The sequence below is a fragment of the Flavobacterium humidisoli genome (genome assembly GCF_023272795.1).
Taxonomy (GTDB): Bacteria; Bacteroidota; Bacteroidia; order Flavobacteriales; family Flavobacteriaceae; genus Flavobacterium; species Flavobacterium humidisoli.
Map to the genome: position 1 here is coordinate 3,727,449 of NZ_CP096829.1, position 16,398 is coordinate 3,743,846.

Annotated in this window: 14 protein-coding genes; 2 read left to right on the plus strand and 12 right to left on the minus strand. The window is 36.2% G+C overall.

Going from position 1 to position 16,398, the window contains the following annotated elements; all coding sequences use genetic code 11:
* Position 1: 1 nt before the first annotated feature.
* The gene (locus M0M44_RS15980) at positions 2 to 523 is read right to left on the minus strand and encodes a GNAT family N-acetyltransferase (RefSeq protein WP_248726559.1); all 522 of its coding nucleotides are present in this window, start codon (positions 521 to 523) and stop codon (positions 2 to 4) included.
* Between the two features lie 63 nt (positions 524 to 586).
* On the opposite strand from M0M44_RS15980, the gene M0M44_RS15985 reads away from it, so the two are divergent.
* On the plus strand, positions 587 to 1,450 hold the full coding sequence (locus tag M0M44_RS15985) for a LysR family transcriptional regulator (RefSeq protein ID WP_248726560.1): 864 nt from the start codon (positions 587 to 589) through the stop codon (positions 1,448 to 1,450).
* Between the two features lie 3 nt (positions 1,451 to 1,453).
* Here the strand turns inward: M0M44_RS15985 and M0M44_RS15990 are convergent, their stop codons facing one another.
* The 7 genes from M0M44_RS15990 to M0M44_RS16020 all read right to left on the minus strand — a co-directional run bounded on the left by M0M44_RS15990 (position 1,454) and on the right by M0M44_RS16020 (position 9,816).
* Entirely contained in the window at positions 1,454 to 1,900 is a 447-nt protein-coding gene (locus M0M44_RS15990) for a GNAT family N-acetyltransferase (protein ID WP_248726561.1), read from the minus strand.
* A gap of 310 nt (positions 1,901 to 2,210) precedes the next feature.
* Positions 2,211 to 2,537: a DMT family transporter gene (locus M0M44_RS15995; protein ID WP_111423642.1), complete on the minus strand. Its 327-nt coding sequence runs from the start codon at positions 2,535 to 2,537 to the stop codon at positions 2,211 to 2,213.
* A gap of 73 nt (positions 2,538 to 2,610) precedes the next feature.
* Entirely contained in the window at positions 2,611 to 3,171 is a 561-nt protein-coding gene (locus M0M44_RS16000; protein ID WP_248726562.1) for a Crp/Fnr family transcriptional regulator, read from the minus strand.
* A 157-nt stretch (positions 3,172 to 3,328) separates the two neighbouring features.
* Positions 3,329 to 4,819 (minus strand): TolC family protein, encoded by a 1,491-nt coding sequence (locus M0M44_RS16005; protein WP_248726563.1) that lies wholly within the window; start codon positions 4,817 to 4,819, stop codon positions 3,329 to 3,331.
* Between the two features lie 156 nt (positions 4,820 to 4,975).
* Positions 4,976 to 8,092, minus strand: a complete 3,117-nt coding sequence (locus M0M44_RS16010; protein WP_248726564.1) for an efflux RND transporter permease subunit — start codon at positions 8,090 to 8,092, stop codon at positions 4,976 to 4,978.
* Between the two features lie 50 nt (positions 8,093 to 8,142).
* Positions 8,143 to 9,237 carry an efflux RND transporter periplasmic adaptor subunit gene (locus M0M44_RS16015; protein ID WP_248726565.1) on the minus strand — a complete coding sequence of 365 codons (1,095 nt, stop codon included), beginning with the start codon at positions 9,235 to 9,237 and terminating at the stop codon, positions 8,143 to 8,145.
* A 219-nt stretch (positions 9,238 to 9,456) separates the two neighbouring features.
* Positions 9,457 to 9,816: a hypothetical protein gene (locus tag M0M44_RS16020; protein ID WP_248726566.1), complete on the minus strand. Its 360-nt coding sequence runs from the start codon at positions 9,814 to 9,816 to the stop codon at positions 9,457 to 9,459.
* A gap of 393 nt (positions 9,817 to 10,209) precedes the next feature.
* On the opposite strand from M0M44_RS16020, the gene M0M44_RS16025 reads away from it, so the two are divergent.
* Positions 10,210 to 10,437, plus strand: a complete 228-nt coding sequence (locus M0M44_RS16025; protein ID WP_248726567.1) for a hypothetical protein — start codon at positions 10,210 to 10,212, stop codon at positions 10,435 to 10,437.
* A gap of 21 nt (positions 10,438 to 10,458) precedes the next feature.
* On the opposite strand, the gene M0M44_RS16030 is transcribed toward M0M44_RS16025, so the two are convergent.
* The 4 genes from M0M44_RS16030 to gndA form a co-directional block, all read right to left on the minus strand.
* Positions 10,459 to 12,183, minus strand: coding sequence for a tetratricopeptide repeat protein (locus M0M44_RS16030; RefSeq protein ID WP_248726568.1), 1,725 nt, complete (start codon positions 12,181 to 12,183; stop codon positions 10,459 to 10,461).
* Positions 12,184 to 12,506: 323 nt separating this feature from the next.
* Entirely contained in the window at positions 12,507 to 13,223 is a 717-nt protein-coding gene (pgl, locus tag M0M44_RS16035) for a 6-phosphogluconolactonase (protein WP_248726569.1), read from the minus strand.
* Positions 13,207 to 14,736, minus strand: a complete 1,530-nt coding sequence (zwf, locus tag M0M44_RS16040) for a glucose-6-phosphate dehydrogenase (protein ID WP_248726570.1) — start codon at positions 14,734 to 14,736, stop codon at positions 13,207 to 13,209. Before zwf ends, pgl begins: the two co-directional genes overlap by 17 nt.
* Before the next feature lie 27 nt (positions 14,737 to 14,763).
* Positions 14,764 to 16,173 (minus strand): NADP-dependent phosphogluconate dehydrogenase, encoded by a 1,410-nt coding sequence (gene gndA, locus M0M44_RS16045; RefSeq protein ID WP_248726571.1) that lies wholly within the window; start codon positions 16,171 to 16,173, stop codon positions 14,764 to 14,766.
* Positions 16,174 to 16,398: the final 225 nt, after the last annotated feature.

Below are 16,398 nucleotides of genomic sequence, written 5' to 3' on the forward strand. Positions count from 1 at the left end.
TTTAATTCAATACTTTTTTCATCATTAAATCTGTTTGTTCGTCGTCTCCTAATCTGAAAATATGAGTATCAAACTGTATAAAACCATTTTTAGTATAAAAGCTTACTGCGCGAAAGTTTTTTTCCCAAACGCCCAGCCACATATACGAAGCTTTTATTTCTTCGGCAATTTCTTCTGCCTGAGCGTATAATGCTTGAGCGACTTTTTTGCCATGAAATTCCTTTGCTACATAAATACGTTCTATTTCTAAGGCGTTTAGATCTTCTTTTTCGGTTTGAGCCTCAGCTGTATTTAATTTTAGATAACCCACTACTTTTTCATCTAAAACAGCTAAATAGAAATAAGATGACGGATTGTCCAGTTCGGCAGCCAGTTTTTTTGTTGCGAAGCTTTCATCTAGATATTTTTTCATGTTTTCTTCGCTGTTTACATCAGTAAAAGTTTCAGAAAAGGTTTGTCTGCCAATTGATTGAAGCTTTAGAACGTCATCAGGTGTGGCTTTGGTTATTTTTAGCGTATTCATTTTTTATTTCTTTAATGCGTTAAAAGCGGTTTTTTATTTGTGATAAATGCGTAAATTGCATCAATGGATTTACAGCAAATTAAATATTTTCTAGCGTTATCACGCGAACTTCATTTCTGGAATACTGCCGGAAAAATGAATATCACGCAATCAGCGCTCAGTCGACAAATTCAATCTCTTGAGAATCAGCTTGGCGTGCAGCTTTTTGAACGTAACAAACGCAACGTTAAACTTACTGCTGCTGGCCAATTCTTAAAAGAAAAATGGGAGGTCGAATTGAGTAAACTAGAGTTTATTCATCAATCTGCCCGTCAGATTCAGTTGGGCGAGAGTGGAACTATTACCATTTCTCATCCCGATTCTATTTCGGCTTCTCTTATGCCCGATATTGTTTCACGTATTTCAGAAGCTTTTCCGAAACTTAAAATCAAACTGGTTCAGGTGTTATACGAGAATCAGCAGGATTTTCTGCGAAATTATAAAATTGATCTGGCCATTACCAGAGACATCAATAATGCTAAAGATATTCAATCTCAAAAGATATATACCGATAATCTTGCGGTTGTTGTTCCCGTAGACCATCCATATCAAACTCCAGAAGATTTGACCAAAGAAACGCTTGCTTCTCAAAAATTTATTTTGCCTACTAATGATGAAGGAAGCAGTTACAGCGATCTTATTCGAAGATTATTCAATTCTTTGGAGAATGCTCCGGAAGTTTATCTTCACTCTGAATTTGGTTCTTCTATTATTGCTTTGGTTCGAAAAGGACTCGGAATCGCGATTTTACCCGATTCGTATGTTTTGCATGAAATTCCCGGAATCCGATTTATCAAATTACCCATGGAAACCGATTTATATGTCAATTGGAGAACCGAAGATCATAATCCCGTACTGGCAAATGTTTTAAAATTGATTATTCCATAAACCTTATGCACGAAGCATTTGGATATGTGGAATTCCGTCTTCATCATAAACTTCGCCCTGTTCAGCAAATCCGAGCGATTGATAAAATTTCGATAAATGATACTGCGCACTGATTTTGATTGGAGCTTTCCCAAACTTTTCTTCACAGCCCGCTATAGAAGCTTCCATTAGTTTTTTTCCTAAACCCAATCCGCGATGTGTTCGGGCAATTACAACTCTTCCTATTGAAATCTCATTATAAGAAACTCCAGAAGGAAGTAAACGTGTCACGCCAGCCAATTTGTTATCAACATAATACAATAAATGAAAACCTTGTTGGTCTTTATTGTCTAAATCGAGATACGGGCAGTTTTGTTCGACAACAAAAACGTCACATCTCAAACGAAGCATATCGTATAGTTCGTGATTGGTTAATTCGTCAAAAGATTTAATAGAATGGCTGAATGTCATGTTTAATTTTATGCTTTATTTTTGACAAAGATAAAGCAGAGAATAATGTATTAAAATGCTATTTTTTTATCATGTGATGTTGAAAACGCATTAGTTCTTTTAAATTCCAAATTTTAAATCCCAAATTCCAAGCTGAAAACACAAAACTAAAGTGGAAACTTGGGGCTGTATTTTAAAGCTTTACGAACAGTTTGTGATTCCTCGTTCCTTGGAATGACAAGAGTGGGGTAATTCCTATGTGTTTAAAACAAAAAAACTTTGCCAAAGCTCGAGACTTTGACAAAGTTGAATATAATCGTAAAATATATTTTTAGTGAGAAACCGCTTTTAAACCAACGATAGAACCGACCAAAGTAGCTAAAAAGAATAATCTCCAGAAAGCTGCAGGTTCTTTAAAAACAAAGATTCCGACCAATACAGTTCCCACCGCTCCAATTCCAGTCCAGACAGCATAAGCAGTTCCCAGCGGTAGTGTTTCTGTAGCTTTCATTAGTAAAAGCATACTGATAGTTAGAGAAATAAAGAAACCAATATACCAATAGTACATTTCGGTTCCTGTTGTAGCTTTTGCTTTTCCAAGACATGACGCAAAGGCTACTTCAAATAGACCCGCAATGATTAAAATAATCCAGTTCATATAGTTAAAAATTTGTGATGCAAAGTTCTTTTATAGAAATCAGAAATAATTTAACAAATGATAAAAAATGAAGTTATTTTAATTCTGCACGTATTCTGCTTAAACTTACTTGTGTAATTCCTAAATAGGAAGCAATATGACCTAATTGCACTCTTTGCAATAATTCAGGATGATCTTTCATTAATTCCAAATAGCGTTCAGAAGCATTTTTAAATTGCTTAGAAATCAAGCGTTCTTCGGTTTTGATCAATTCTTTTTCAGCAAATTTTCGTCCCCAATTGGCTATGTGAACATCTTCGTTAAAGAGTTTTCTAAGATTTTCGGTTTTTAGCTCATACAATTCGCAGTCTTCCAAAAGTTCGATAGTCTCATATCCAGGCTGCTCTTCAACATAACTTTTCATCGAAAGCACAGTTTCGCCTTCTTTTCCAAACCAGAAAGTAACTTCATTATCCCTTTCTACATAAGCTCTTACTAATCCTTTCTTTATAAAATAAATATTGGATTCTACTTTGTTGGCTTTTAGCAAAATATGTCCTTTAGAAAATGCTATTTCTGTAACATTATTTTGCAGAGCCAGTTTAGACTGCGCGGGAAGTTGGTGTATGCGATCAAGAATTTTGGAGATATCCATTAATGGAATTTTAGAATTTGAGAATAAAGGTAAAAAGTAAACGGGAAACGAAAGATATTTTAATAAAAAAATCCCGTTTCAAAATAGAAACGGGACTTAAAAATAACCTCTGCGATGAGCTATTATAAACAGAAGCCATTTTTGACCAACATATAAACTAATTTATTCCTCCGCCTAAAGCCTTATAAAGCAATACTTGTGAGTTTGCATTTCGAAGTTGGATATCGACAAAGTCCAATTCGGCCTGCAATTTATTTTTTTGTGCATTGATGATTTCCAGATAATTGGCATAACCGCTCAAATACAAATCGTTTGATACATTTACAGCAATTTCAAGATGATCAATTTCGTTTAATTTATATTTTAAAACATCTTCATAAGCTTGATTTCTATGCAATAGAGCACTTAACTCGTTGAAAGCTGTCGTAACTGTATTTTGATATTGCAGAAATGAAATTTCCTGTCTTCTGTTCGAAACATAAAATTCCTGTTTAATCTGCCCTTTGTTGAAAACAGGAGCTGTTAATCCGCCCAATATCTGCCAAGCGAAAGAGCCAGCATCAAAAAAGGTATTGAACGAAAACGAATTGAAACCTGCATACCCGCCCAGATTTACAGTTGGGAAAAAAGCAGCACGAGCCGATTTGGCATCTGCATTACTTGCTAATAATTCGAAGTAAGCCTCAGATACATCTGGTCTTTTGTGAATGATAGAATCCACGCTTATTTTTTGGTTTAAAACCTCCAAATGCCCAGATAAGAAATCGCTGCTTCTTTCAATTTTTCCGCCATATTCGCCTAAAAGCGTTAATAGCGCTTTTTCGGTTTGATCAATGCTTAATTTTAATTCTGACGCTTCGGCGTGAATGTTATTGTTTTGTGCATTAAACTGCTGTACAGCCAATTCTGTCGCTTTTCCAACCGATCTTTGTGCTGAAACGATATCAAGCGCTTTTTCCTGCGTTTTCAAGTTGTTATCGTAAATCGCTGCTTGTTTGTCTAAAGCGATCAATTTGAAGTATAAGTCGGCAACATCTCCTAAAAGGCGTGTTTGCAACAAACGCATTCCTTGCTGAGAGGCAAAAAATCGCTGCTGAGCCGCTTTTTTTCGATTGCTTAATTTTCCCCAGATATCAGCTTCCCAAGAAACTTTGGCTCCTAAAAATAGGTTAGGGGTAAGATCTTCGTTGATTCTTTGTTTTTCGGAAATATTTTGAGAAAAATTGGTATCAAAGTTACCAACGCCGTCCATTGTATATTTTCCGTAATGTGTTCCAGAAGCATCTGCTACAAGATCTAAAGAGGGAAGAAGTGCCAGTTTTGCTACTTTTAAATGCGAATTGGCAATTAAAATTCTTTCCTGCATGATTAAATAATCAGGATTTTTGGTAACGGCTTTTTTTAGTAATTCCTCTAATTTAGGGTCTTTAAAAAACGTTTCTGTTTTTAACGGAATAAAATTCTCTGTTGGGGCTTCTTTTCTTTGTGCATCAAAATTCTCAGGCAGTTTCGCAGCGTCTAGTTTATTGCTGACTTTTGGTGCAGAACAAGCGGTCAAAAGTAAAATTCCAGTTATTACAACGGCACTTTTGGTTGTCCTTAGAAACTGCACATCCCCATTTTTATATTGATTTAATATCTCTTTCATTGTTTAAATTTATTTGTTCAATCTTTTTGGCTAAATTTTATACTATCACATAGTTCCAATCCCGAGACGGGATTATTTAAATAAAGTGAAACATCTCTATAATTTTTTAATTCCGATAGCGATCGGGAATGAATCTATGTGTTTAAAAATTATGCATTAAGATTTGCTCATTCGTTTTTCCAATTTTGCAAACAGGATGTAAAGCCCTGGAATAATTAAAAGACCAAATACAGTCCCAATTAACATTCCGCCCGCTGCGGCTGTACCAATCGAACGGTTACCAATTGCACCCGCACCAGAAGCGATACATAACGGAATTAATCCTGAAATAAAAGCAAAAGAAGTCATCAAAATCGGTCTAAAACGAAGTCTGGCTCCTTCAATTGCCGCTTCGACAATATCGCGCCCGAGTTTGTTCTGTGCCATCGCAAACTCTACAATCAGAATAGCATTCTTGGCGAGCAGACCAATCAGCATGACGAGTGCTACTTGGGCATAAATATTATTATCGAGTCCGACCATTACAAGTGCAATGTAAGAGCCAAAAACTCCAACAGGAAGACTTAACAATACTGGGAACGGAAGCAATAAACTTTCGTATTGTGCCGCAAGCAACAAGTATACAAATAGTATACAAAGCGCAAAAATGTAAATGGTTTGGTTTCCTGATAGAATTTCTTCACGTGTCATACCTGACCATTCCAATTCAAATCGGCTTGGGAGCTTTTCAGCAGCAATTTTTTCAACAGCAGCAATGGCATCTCCAGAGCTGTAACCTTCAGCAGGTTCACCGTTAATCATAGCCGACATGTACATGTTGTAACGCGTTAAAACTTCAGGACCATACACTCTTTCTAATTTGATGAAAGTAGAGAACGGAACCATTTCGCCAGCCTCATTCTTCAAATACATATCCAAAATACTTTCTGGATTTTGACGGAATTGTGGACTTGCCTGAACCATTACTTTATACATTTGTGAGAAACGGATAAAATTGGTAGCATAAAACGAACCTAACATGGTTTGTAAAGTCGACATGGCATTGTCTACCGAAATTCCTTTTTTAGCAGCTAAATCATAATCAATATGAATTAAGTACTGCGGGAAAGTAGCATCAAAACTCGAGAAAGAGTTCTGAATTTCTGGCGAAGCATTTAATTCTTTAATAAATTCTTTGGTTACTTTATCGGTATTGGTGATGCTTCCGCCAGATTTATCCAGCAAACGAAGTTCAAAACCACTCGTGTTACCAAATCCAGGGACGGTTGGCGGTGCAAAAATCTCGATTTGTGCGTCGGTAATGTTTTTGGTTTTTTCTGTAAGTTCTGCCATAAATTCGGTAACCGAAATATCACGTTCGCTCCAATCTTTCAAGTTGATCATTCCCATTCCGTAAGAAGCTCCAGCAATTTCAGTCACAATACTGTATCCTGCAAGAATCGTTACGTTGTCTACACCTTTAATGCCTTGAGCAATTTTAGTTACTTCATCCAAAGCTTTTTCAGTACGTTCTACTGTTGCTCCCTGTGGTGTTGTAACACTTACATAAACCATTCCCTGATCTTCAGTCGGGATAAATCCTGACGCCAAAAACTTGGTTGTACCCCATGTTAAAATACAAAACAATACCAATAACCCAATGGTAACAGTGCTGCGATCAGCAAATTTTACCAATACTTTGATGTATTTTGAAGTAATGCTATCAAACCAATTGTTGAATCTATGGAAGAATCGGTCCATTAATGATTTTTTCTCTTTGTTAGGATCATGTGCTTTCAACATAATAGCGCAAAGAGCAGGAGTAAGGGTAAGGGCGTTGATTCCAGAAATGACAATACTAATCGCCATTGTTAAAGAGAACTGCCTATAGAAAACCCCGACAGGACCACTCAAGAAGGCAACCGGAATAAACACCGCAGCCATTACAATCGTAATCGCAATAACGGCTCCAGTAATTTCTTTCATCGCGCTAATGGTAGCTTCCATTGGCGACATATGTTCTTCGGAGATTTTTACGTGAACGGCTTCGACGACGACAATTGCGTTATCGACCACAATTCCGATTGAAAGTACTAAAGCAAAAAGCGTTAATAAGTTAATTGAGAATCCCATCATCGACATAAAGGTAAACGAACCGATAAGCGCGACAGGAACTGCCAATACAGGAATCAGAGTCGATCTCCAATCCTGAAGGAAAAGGAAAACGACGAATGCCACCAAAATAAAGGCTTCAACCAAAGTTCTTAAAACCTCGTGAATAGAAGCGTCAAGGAAACGCGAAACGTCATACGCAATGTTAAATTCCATTCCTGGAGGAAAAGAAGAGGCTTTCAATTCGGCCATTTTTTCTTTTACGCTTGCAATTACCTCAGAAGCGTTAGAACCTGGACGTTGTTTTAGCATGATGGATGCCGAAGGTTTTCCGTCGGTTTTAGAAACCATTCCGTAGCTCATCGCACCAAATTCGATTTTCGAAATGTCTTTCAATCTTAAAATAGTTCCGTCTGAATTGGCTCGTAACGGAATTTCCTCATATTGTTTTGGTTCAAAGAACTTTCCGCCATATTTAATTACATATTGCAATTGATTGTTCATTTGTCCCGAACCTTCACCTACTTTACCAGGTGCAGCAGAAATGTTTTGTTTTTGAAGTGAATTGATAACTTCATTTGCCGAAATATTATACGAAAGCATCTTTTCTGGATCCAGCCAAACACGCATCGAATATTCTTTCTGACCCATGATTTCGGCACGTCCGACACCATCAATACGCTTTAATTCCTGAAGGATATTAATATCGGTAAAGTTGAAGATAAACTGCTCATCCTGAGTTTTGTCGGTACTCGTAATATTCAAGTACATCAGCATACTGTTTACCTCTTTTTCGGTCGTAACACCAGCACGAATTACCTCTTCTGGAAGTTCGTCCAGAATCGTCGTAACCCTGTTCTGCACGTTTACTGCAGCCAGATCGGGATCGGTTCCTACTTCAAAGAAAACTTGGATTAAAGTCAAACCGTCATTGGAAGTTACGGTTGACATATAGGTCATTCCTGGAACTCCATTTATGGCTCTCTCTAACGGAAGGGCAACGGCATTGGCCGAAACCTCTGCGTTTGCTCCTGTATATTTTGCTGTAACGGTTACAGACGGTGGTACAATGTCTGGGAATTGGGTAATGGGAAGCTGAAACAACGCCAGCAATCCCAGAAGGACTATCATAACCGAGATGATTAATGACAATATTTTCCTTCTGATAAATAACTCTATCATTTTAAATTTTTTAGATAAATAATTAAATAACTGTTTTACAGGTCGATAACCTACATTTGTTTCATGTTGATTTTATCGCCGTCTCTCAATGATTGTGTACCTTCTTGTACAATCAGGTCGTCGCTTTTTAGACCGTCGTTCAAGATATAAACATCATCTAGAGTGGTTTCAATTGTAACATTTGTCATTTTAACTACTCCATCTTTGTTCACGCGGAAAACGTATTGTTTGTCCTGAATAGAAAAAACAGCTTTCTGCGGAATTAAAATCGCATTGGTTTTGGGTTCTGAAATAATCAGTTTTCCAGAAGTTCCATGTTTGATAAATCCTTGCGGATTGTGAAATTTTGCTTTGTATTGAATAGAACCGGTTTGTCTGTCGATTTCTCCATCGGCGGTTCTTAATTCTCCTTTCTGACCGTAAACCATTCCGTTTGGCAACACCAATTTGATATCACCTTGCGTGTTTAAAGTTTTGTCTTCCATCATTTGGAAATAGGTGTTCTCAGGAATTGAGAAATACGCGTAAACATCGTCTAATTGAGAAACAGTTGTCAATAAGGAACCGTTTTCTACTAAACTTCCTTCTTTAAACGGAATACGGTCAACTGTTCCGTCAAATGGTGCGCGGATAGTGGTGAAGCTAATTTGCTGGTCAATTGCTTTCTTTTCTGCAACGGCGTGCGCTACTTTCGCGGAAGCGGCTTCATATTTTGCTTTAGATAATTCTAATTCTTTGTCTGCAATTACTTTTTTATTGAAAAGGGTTTGTGCTTGTTCTAGTTCCACAGTTGCAATTCTTAAATCGGCTTTTGAACTTTTGTAAACCGCTTCGGCTTTTAAAAGCTGAATCTGAAGTTCAACATCGCTTATTTTAAAAAGGATTTGCCCTTTTTTTACTTTTTGTCCTTCGCTAACATATACCTTGTCTAATAAACCAGGAATACGAACGTGAATTTCTACATTATTTTTAGCATGTACATCGGCAACAAATTTGCTCGAAACTATGGTGTCTTTTACAGTAACCTTATAAACAGGAAACGTTTTAATGTTGTTTGAATCTTTTTTTGATTTATCTCCGCACGAGACTAAAACGAATAAAGCCAAGGTGCATAAAAGAAATGGATTTTTATAAATGCTCATCATTAGGTGTAAATTTTTGAAATAAATAGATGTGCTCCCTTGATACTAAATATCGGGAGTATGAATTTGGATTTTATGAAATAAATAATGTTTACGGAAGCTTTCCTTTGGGAAAAAGTACCGTTTAGGGAGATGTTTTTATAGCAATACCTGCTCAATCATATATGTAAATGAGGTATTTTTCCAGAATTCTAGAATATAAAAACGACGAAATTTTGCAGCCTAGAAAAGCTGGTACAAATGTAAGTGAGGATGTCTTTCGATGTGGTATATTGAAGCTATACCATAGATTAAAGTCTCTTTGTAGACTTTGAAGTTGACTAAATTACTGAAATAGGGAGCTTTGATCGTACTTTGTTCTAAAGTAGTCGCTCGGCATTTCATTTTCTTTTTGAGCTTATAATGAACTTCTAGGTTTTTAGAAGAAGAAAAGTCAGAAGAAAAAATTTGGGTATCGTCTGCCGCAACACTATCCAGAGTAATACAGCTGCTAGAACTATAAATTGGCGAATACGTCTCGGTGCCTCTAAAAAAAGAAAGCAGCGATAGTAAAACGACATATATGAACTTGGTAGGTTTCATTTACAGTACAACAGATTATATAATGTTCCTTAAAAACAGGGAGTATATTTGTTTAAAGTGCGCCAAATATAGTAATTTGAAAAGGAAGGTTTCTTAAAATTTTTCTAAAAACCGTTAGATTTAAAAATTTGATAATATTTAAAGTTAGTTTTTAAGGTTTTAATTTTTTACTGCCTTCCTTATTAATAAGTTAGTATCGATTAGATTTAAAAATTTAGTAAAATAGTAAACTTCTTTTTATTTGTGTTATAAGATTATAAGGAGACAAACTTTGTTTCCCATAATAAAAAGAATACCACGTGAATTATTTAAAGCTTTTCAGGACAATCAGCGGTTTATTTAAACTATAGAACTTTTTTGTATTGGTTATTAAGCTATTTTTATTGAAAAAAAATGGTAGAATTAGTATTTGTTCTTTTAATTATGATTGCAATTGGTTCTTTCATTTATATAAAGAAATATAAAAATAATGGAAAACCAGAAGCTGGAATAAAAAGAGACAATCTTTTGGACTATTACAAAGATTATAGCAATTTGAAGTTATATTGGACTTCTATATCATTTATTGTTTTAGGTGTTGTTGTTCTAGTGGTAATTTTAATATTAGAATTGGTGTTTTAAAAAAACATTAAAAGCTAAAAATCACTCGACAATACTAGAAGAAGCCTTAATCTCAAAATCAGCATATTGCCAAGCATGATCAAAAGAGCTCTTAATTTTTAAAGCTTCTTTTTCTTTTTTCTGTAGTGTTAGAGAATTATAAAGTCCGATTAAGGCGAAGCCGTTTTTTGGAAGTGTTTGCAAATCTTGTCTGTAGATTTTTTCCGCTTCGGCATATTTTCCAGCTTTAAGCAAAACAGAGCCTAAATAGTGTCTTACGGAGAAAAACCAATCTGGCGGTTCGTTGTAATTTAAACGGTCTTCTATTTCTATAGCTTTATTCAAAAAGACAATTGCTTTATCTAAATTATTCTTTTTTGCTTCAACTCCTGCTGAAAGAACGTTATTGGCAATCTGAACCAAATCGTACGTTGTATTGATATTCCAAATGGTAACATCTTTTAAGGTTTTGTCTTTTGCTAATTCATTAAGAGAAGTAAGCTGTTTTTCAGCATTCGCAATATCATTTTTCCCAAGATATGCCATTCCTTTTGCGTAATGCCAGATTGCAGTTGGATAAATGAGATCTTTTTCGGGTTGTGGAATTTCCATAATCTTTTCCCACATCGAAAATTTTACAGCTATGTAATACGGAATACTGTAATAATGCTGTAAAGTTCCCCAGCCAGCTTCACGCATAATTGTAGGAGACATATGTTTCTGCAATATCAAGGAAGATTTCCAAGCCAATTGCGATTTTCCTTCTAAAGCTGCAGTTGCCGTTAAAAAATGATAATTGTGCGGATAATAGGCAAGTGGATAAGCACCTTGCGCATTACAAGCAGTCGAGTAAAGGCTATCAATTTTAATAGCTTCAATGTTGGAAAGCGTGCCTTCGTGATAATCTCCTGTACGAATGTAAATATGAGAAGGCATATGAACCAAATGCCCAGAACCGGGAACTAAAGTTTCTAGTAATTTGGCACTTTTGAGTCCGTTTTCTGGATGAGAAGATGCTTCAACGGCATGAACTAAAAAATGATGCGCACCAGGATGTTCCGGATTTTTTTTAATCAATTCGTTTAAAACAGTCAATATTTGCGGTGTCCATTTTTTGGGAACGTAGGTCTCTTTTTCGTATAAATCCCACGGATGCAAATTCATTAGAGATTCGGCATAAAGTGCTCCAACATCTGGATCGGATGAAAATTTAAGATAAACCTTTTTCATTGCAGCGGCATAAGCGGTATCTAATGGTTTTCTGTCCTCAGGAGGGTTTTTAGCGTAACGTACAGACAGCGCATTAATCATAGCAATTTCTTTTGGAGTGCATTTCGCAGAAAGTTTTTTAGCTTTTTGAACAGCATCATAAGCACGCTGAAAATTATCTTCTTCCATTCCCGCATTGTAATTCGGACCTAAAACATACGCAAAACCCCAATACGCCATTGCGCAATTCGGATCTAAACGCGAAGCTTCGTAAAATGATCTTGCGGCTTCGGCATGATTAAATCCGTATGCGAGCATCATTCCTTGATTGAAATATTCCTGCGCTTCTGGATTGTTAGTGGAAATTTTAAACGAAATGCCTTCAAGTCCTTTAAACTTTGGTGCTTTTTTGTTTTGCGTATACCAATCTTTGTCATTCGTTTTCGGAATGTAGCAGCCTTGTGTAGCGCTCACTTTAACAGATTTAGGTTCTGTGTTTTTTTCTTTACAGGAAACAAAAAGAAGGAAAACAGCAATTAGGAAGTAATTATATTTCATTGCAAAAAAAGATTTGAAATTATATAATCAGTATATAAGTCTGCCAGGAGAGAATAGCCAATAAATTGAATCGGAGAGTATTAAACAAAATTAAATAAAAAACGAATATCTTTTGTTTAAATAATTGGTTTTTAGTTTTTTATGTTTTTATATGAATTGCTTTGACAAAAAAAGTCCTCCCGCAGATTTCGCAGATTCAGCAGATATTTTTTAAAATTTAATCTGCCAGATCTGCTAAATCTGCGAGAGAAAAAAATAAAGACAATAAAAAAGGTTTATACTGAAAAGCATAAACCTTAATTCTATAATGTAAAAACAATTTCTTAGTTTGTTCCCGCAGCAACTTTGTCTACTAAAAACAATAATTCACCAGAAACCGGTTTAATCAATTGCATTGGGTATAATGTTGGATTGTATTCTCCAGTTGTCACTTCTTTCAAAGCGTTGATTTTCTTTTCTCCAAAAGCCACCACCACAATTTTTTCCGCTTTATTAATTAACGGAGCTGTAAGCGTGATGCGATACATTTTTTGAGGAGCTAAATAATAAGCGTCAACCCATTTGGTTTGCTCTTCTAAAACGGCTTCACCTGGGAAAAGAGAAGCGGTGTGACCGTCATCTCCCATACCTAACAAAATCAGGTCAAATTTACCTTCTTCGCCTAAAACAGTTCTGATAGACTTTTCGTATTCGGCAGCGTAATCCTCTGGCGTAACGCCGTCTTTATACATTTCAAAAATGTTTTCTTGCGGAATAGGAACGTGGCTCAATAACGTTGAATAAGACATTTTTGCATTACTCAAATCATCATTAAGCGGAACCCATCTTTCATCACCCCAAAAAATATAAACTTTGCTCCAGTCTATTTTGTTTTTATAAGCATCAGAAGCTAACAATTTGTAAATTCCAGCAGGAGAAGAACCTCCTGTAAGTACAGCTGTAAACTTGCCTTTTGCAGCAATTGCTTTTTGCGCAGATTCCACAAAAAGGTCTGCAGCTGTAGTGTTAATTTCTTCTGTATTATTATATATCTGTATCATTTAAAACTTCTTCTTTTGTTTGTGTATTCGGAATCCATTTGTGGCCTTGACGTGCTAGCAATTCATCAGCTTCTTCAGGTCCCCAGCTTCCTGCTTTATAATTTGGGAAATTCTTTGGAGGCGTTGTTTTCCAAACTTGCTGAATCGTTTCAATTGCATCCCAAGCTTCTTCCACCTGATCCCAACGCATAAATAATGTAGGATCTCCCAATAATGCATCTGCAATTAAGGTTTCATAAGCTTCTGGTGACATTGTAGAACAAGAAAAATAATCAAAAACCATTTCTGCAGGTCTTAAGGACATGGATAAGCCAGGTTTCTTGGTCATAAACTGCAGTTTAATGTCCATTGAAGGCTGAATGTTGATAATCAATCTGTTTGGTGTCATGCCTTCTTTTCCATATGAGAATGAAGAATGTGGCACTGGTTTGAATTGAATAATGATCGAAGATTGTTTTTCTTCCATTCTTTTTCCTGAACGCAAGTAGAACGGAATTCCCTGCCATCTCCAGTTATCCAAATAGATTTTCATTGCTACATAAGTTTCTGTATTAGAATCTGGCGCAATGCCTTTATCTTGACGATAACCTGGAACGGGAACTCCTTTTATTTCTCCAGTATCATACTGGCCTCTTACGATATAATGATCAACTTCTTCTGGTTTAATACGGCGAATAGACTTTAAAACATCTGCTTTTCGATTACGAATGTCGTCAGCATTTAAAGAAGCAGGCGCTTCCATAGCCGTCATACATAAAATCTGGAACAAATGGTTCTGAATCATGTCTTTCAATGCTCCGACACCTTCATAGAAACCGCCTCGTTCTTCAACGCCGACCTCTTCAGCAACGGTAATTTGCACGAAATCAATAAAATTACGGCTCCATAAAGGCTCAAACATTGAGTTTCCAAAACGGAAAGCCAAAATATTTTGAACAGTTTCTTTTCCTAAATAGTGATCGATTCTGTAAATCTGCTCTTCTTTGAAAGTCTGCGAAAGCATTTCATTCAACTCGATTGCAGAAGCTTTATCGTAACCAAAAGGTTTTTCGATAATAATACGATCTTGTTTCGGATTTGCAGCAAGTCCGATTTTCTTTATATTGCTTGAAATCGTTGAAATGAAAGAAGGCGTAATCGAAAGATAGAAAAGACGATTAGAACGTTCGCCAAAAGCAAGGTCAAAATTGTTTATTTTTTCGTTTAATCCAATGTACGATTCTTCTTTGTCGATATCAAGACTGTGGTAAGAGATGTGCGAAAGAAATTTTTCTGTTTCTGGATCATCAATTCCTTTTCTTCTTGAGAATAGATTTAAATTTTCTGCTACATAAGCGCGAAAATCTTCATTGGTTTTTTCAGCTCTTCCAAGAGCAATAATCTGAAACTTTTCAGACATACGTCCGTCAAGGTACAGATTTTGGAAAGCGGGGAAGAGTTTTCTCTTTGCTAGATCTCCAGTTCCGCCAAAAATAACAATGATGGTTGGGTTCTTTAGTTTATTTTTAGTCATTGTGTGTAGTTGTGTTGCTTTAATTGTTTATTCAGCCCATTGTGTATGGAAAACGCCTTCTTTGTCGATACGCTCGTAAGTATGCGCTCCAAAATAATCACGCTGTGCCTGAATTAAATTAGTTGGAAGATTAGCAGATCTATAAGCATCAAAATAAGCTAATGAGTTCATTAATCCTGAAACAGGCAATCCTTTTTGAACTGCAAACTGTATCACAGCTCTCATTCCTGCTTGGTTTTCTACTAATTTTGAAGCAATTCCGCCATCCAAAAGTAAATTTGGCAAATCTGATTTTGCTACGTATGCTTTTCTGAAATCCTCTAAAATGGTAGCACGAATGATACATCCGCCTCGCCAGATTTTAGCAACCGTTTCCAGATTTAATCCGTAGTTGTATTCTTTAGAAGCCGTGTGAAGCTGTGCTAAACCTTGAGCGTAAGTCACCACGATAGAAAAATACAAAGCCGATTTTAAAGCCGCAATTGCTTCGCTTTGAGGAACATTCGTTCCATCGGCGTTCCAAACTAATTTTTTAGCCGCTTCAATTCTTTCTGGTTTTGTTTTAGACATATCACGCATGTTAACCGCTGCGTCGATTGTCGGAACTGGAACTTGTAGGTCCATTGCATTTTGCGAAGTCCATTTTCCTGTTCCTTTAGATCTTGCCCAATCGGAGATTTTGTTGATTAATTGTGTTCCGTCTTCATCCTTTTGTTTTAAGATGTTTCCAGTAATTTCAATCAAATAAGATCTTAAATCATCCGTCTGATTCCATTCAGCAAAAGTTTTCTGAATCGTTTCATCATCTAAGTTATAACCTCTTTTCATTAAGTCATAAATCTCAGAAATCAACTGCATGATTCCGTATTCAATTCCGTTGTGAACCATTTTTACGTAGTTTCCAGCAGAACCATTTCCTAAATATTCAACGCAAGGTTCTCCATCCACTTTTGCTGCAATTGCCTCAAAAATAGGACGCAATCTTTCGTATGCTTTCTGATCTCCACCTGGCATCATAGCAGGACCGAAACGCGCGCCTTTTTCTCCGCCCGAAATTCCCATTCCGAAGAAGTGGATTCCTTTTTCAGACAATTCAATGAATCTTCTGTCTGTATCTGTAAAATAAGTGTTTCCACCGTCAATAATGATGTCTCCTTTGTCTAAGTGTGGCAATAAACTAGCGATAGCGCTGTCAACAGGTTTTCCAGCAGGAACCAATAACATAATTGCTCTGGGCTGCTGAATAAGCTCTACAAAATGTTTTACATCTGTCGTCGCTTCAATAGTGTGGTCGGCATCGGCTTCTTGTTGAAGAGAATTGACTTTTTCAGTGTCTAAGTCTAAACCTGCAGCCGCAAAGTTATGGCTGGCGATATTTAAAAGTAAGTTACGGCCCATTACACCGAGTCCTACAATTCCAAAATCAAATTTGCTCATAGTTTTCAATTAACTAAATTATTAGAAGAAATGTTTTGACAGCAAAAAGTAAGAGAAAGTATGGTAATTCTTTTTCATTCAATGTTTTGCTGCAAAACAATGGTTATTTTAATCTTACATTTCAAAATGTAGAGCGCTAAGTTAGAGAAAAATGCTGAAAAATAAGGGGTAAAATAGTTCAGTTTTGGTCTTTATTGTGATACTTTTTATGTGTAAAAATTACGC

Excerpts from the sequence above, each read along its gene's own strand:
- M0M44_RS16000 (WP_248726562.1), bottom strand. The coding sequence starts at position 3,171 with ATGGATATCTCCAAAATTCTTGATCGCATACACCAACTTCCCGCGCAG.
- gndA (WP_248726571.1), bottom strand. The coding sequence starts at position 16,173 with ATGAGCAAATTTGATTTTGGAATTGTAGGACTCGGTGTAATGGGCCGT.
- zwf (WP_248726570.1), bottom strand. The coding sequence starts at position 14,736 with ATGACTAAAAATAAACTAAAGAACCCAACCATCATTGTTATTTTTGGC.
- M0M44_RS15995 (WP_111423642.1), bottom strand. The coding sequence starts at position 2,537 with ATGAACTGGATTATTTTAATCATTGCGGGTCTATTTGAAGTAGCCTTT.
- M0M44_RS16015 (WP_248726565.1), bottom strand. The coding sequence starts at position 9,237 with ATGATGAGCATTTATAAAAATCCATTTCTTTTATGCACCTTGGCTTTA.
- M0M44_RS15980 (WP_248726559.1), bottom strand. The coding sequence starts at position 523 with ATGAATACGCTAAAAATAACCAAAGCCACACCTGATGACGTTCTAAAG.
- pgl (WP_248726569.1), bottom strand. The coding sequence starts at position 13,223 with ATGATACAGATATATAATAATACAGAAGAAATTAACACTACAGCTGCA.
- M0M44_RS16020 (WP_248726566.1), bottom strand. The coding sequence starts at position 9,816 with ATGAAACCTACCAAGTTCATATATGTCGTTTTACTATCGCTGCTTTCT.
- M0M44_RS16010 (WP_248726564.1), bottom strand. The coding sequence starts at position 8,092 with ATGATAGAGTTATTTATCAGAAGGAAAATATTGTCATTAATCATCTCG.
- M0M44_RS16025 (WP_248726567.1), top strand. The coding sequence starts at position 10,210 with ATGGTAGAATTAGTATTTGTTCTTTTAATTATGATTGCAATTGGTTCT.
- M0M44_RS15985 (WP_248726560.1), top strand. The coding sequence starts at position 587 with ATGGATTTACAGCAAATTAAATATTTTCTAGCGTTATCACGCGAACTT.
- M0M44_RS16005 (WP_248726563.1), bottom strand. The coding sequence starts at position 4,819 with ATGAAAGAGATATTAAATCAATATAAAAATGGGGATGTGCAGTTTCTA.
- M0M44_RS15990 (WP_248726561.1), bottom strand. The coding sequence starts at position 1,900 with ATGACATTCAGCCATTCTATTAAATCTTTTGACGAATTAACCAATCAC.
- M0M44_RS16030 (WP_248726568.1), bottom strand. The coding sequence starts at position 12,183 with ATGAAATATAATTACTTCCTAATTGCTGTTTTCCTTCTTTTTGTTTCC.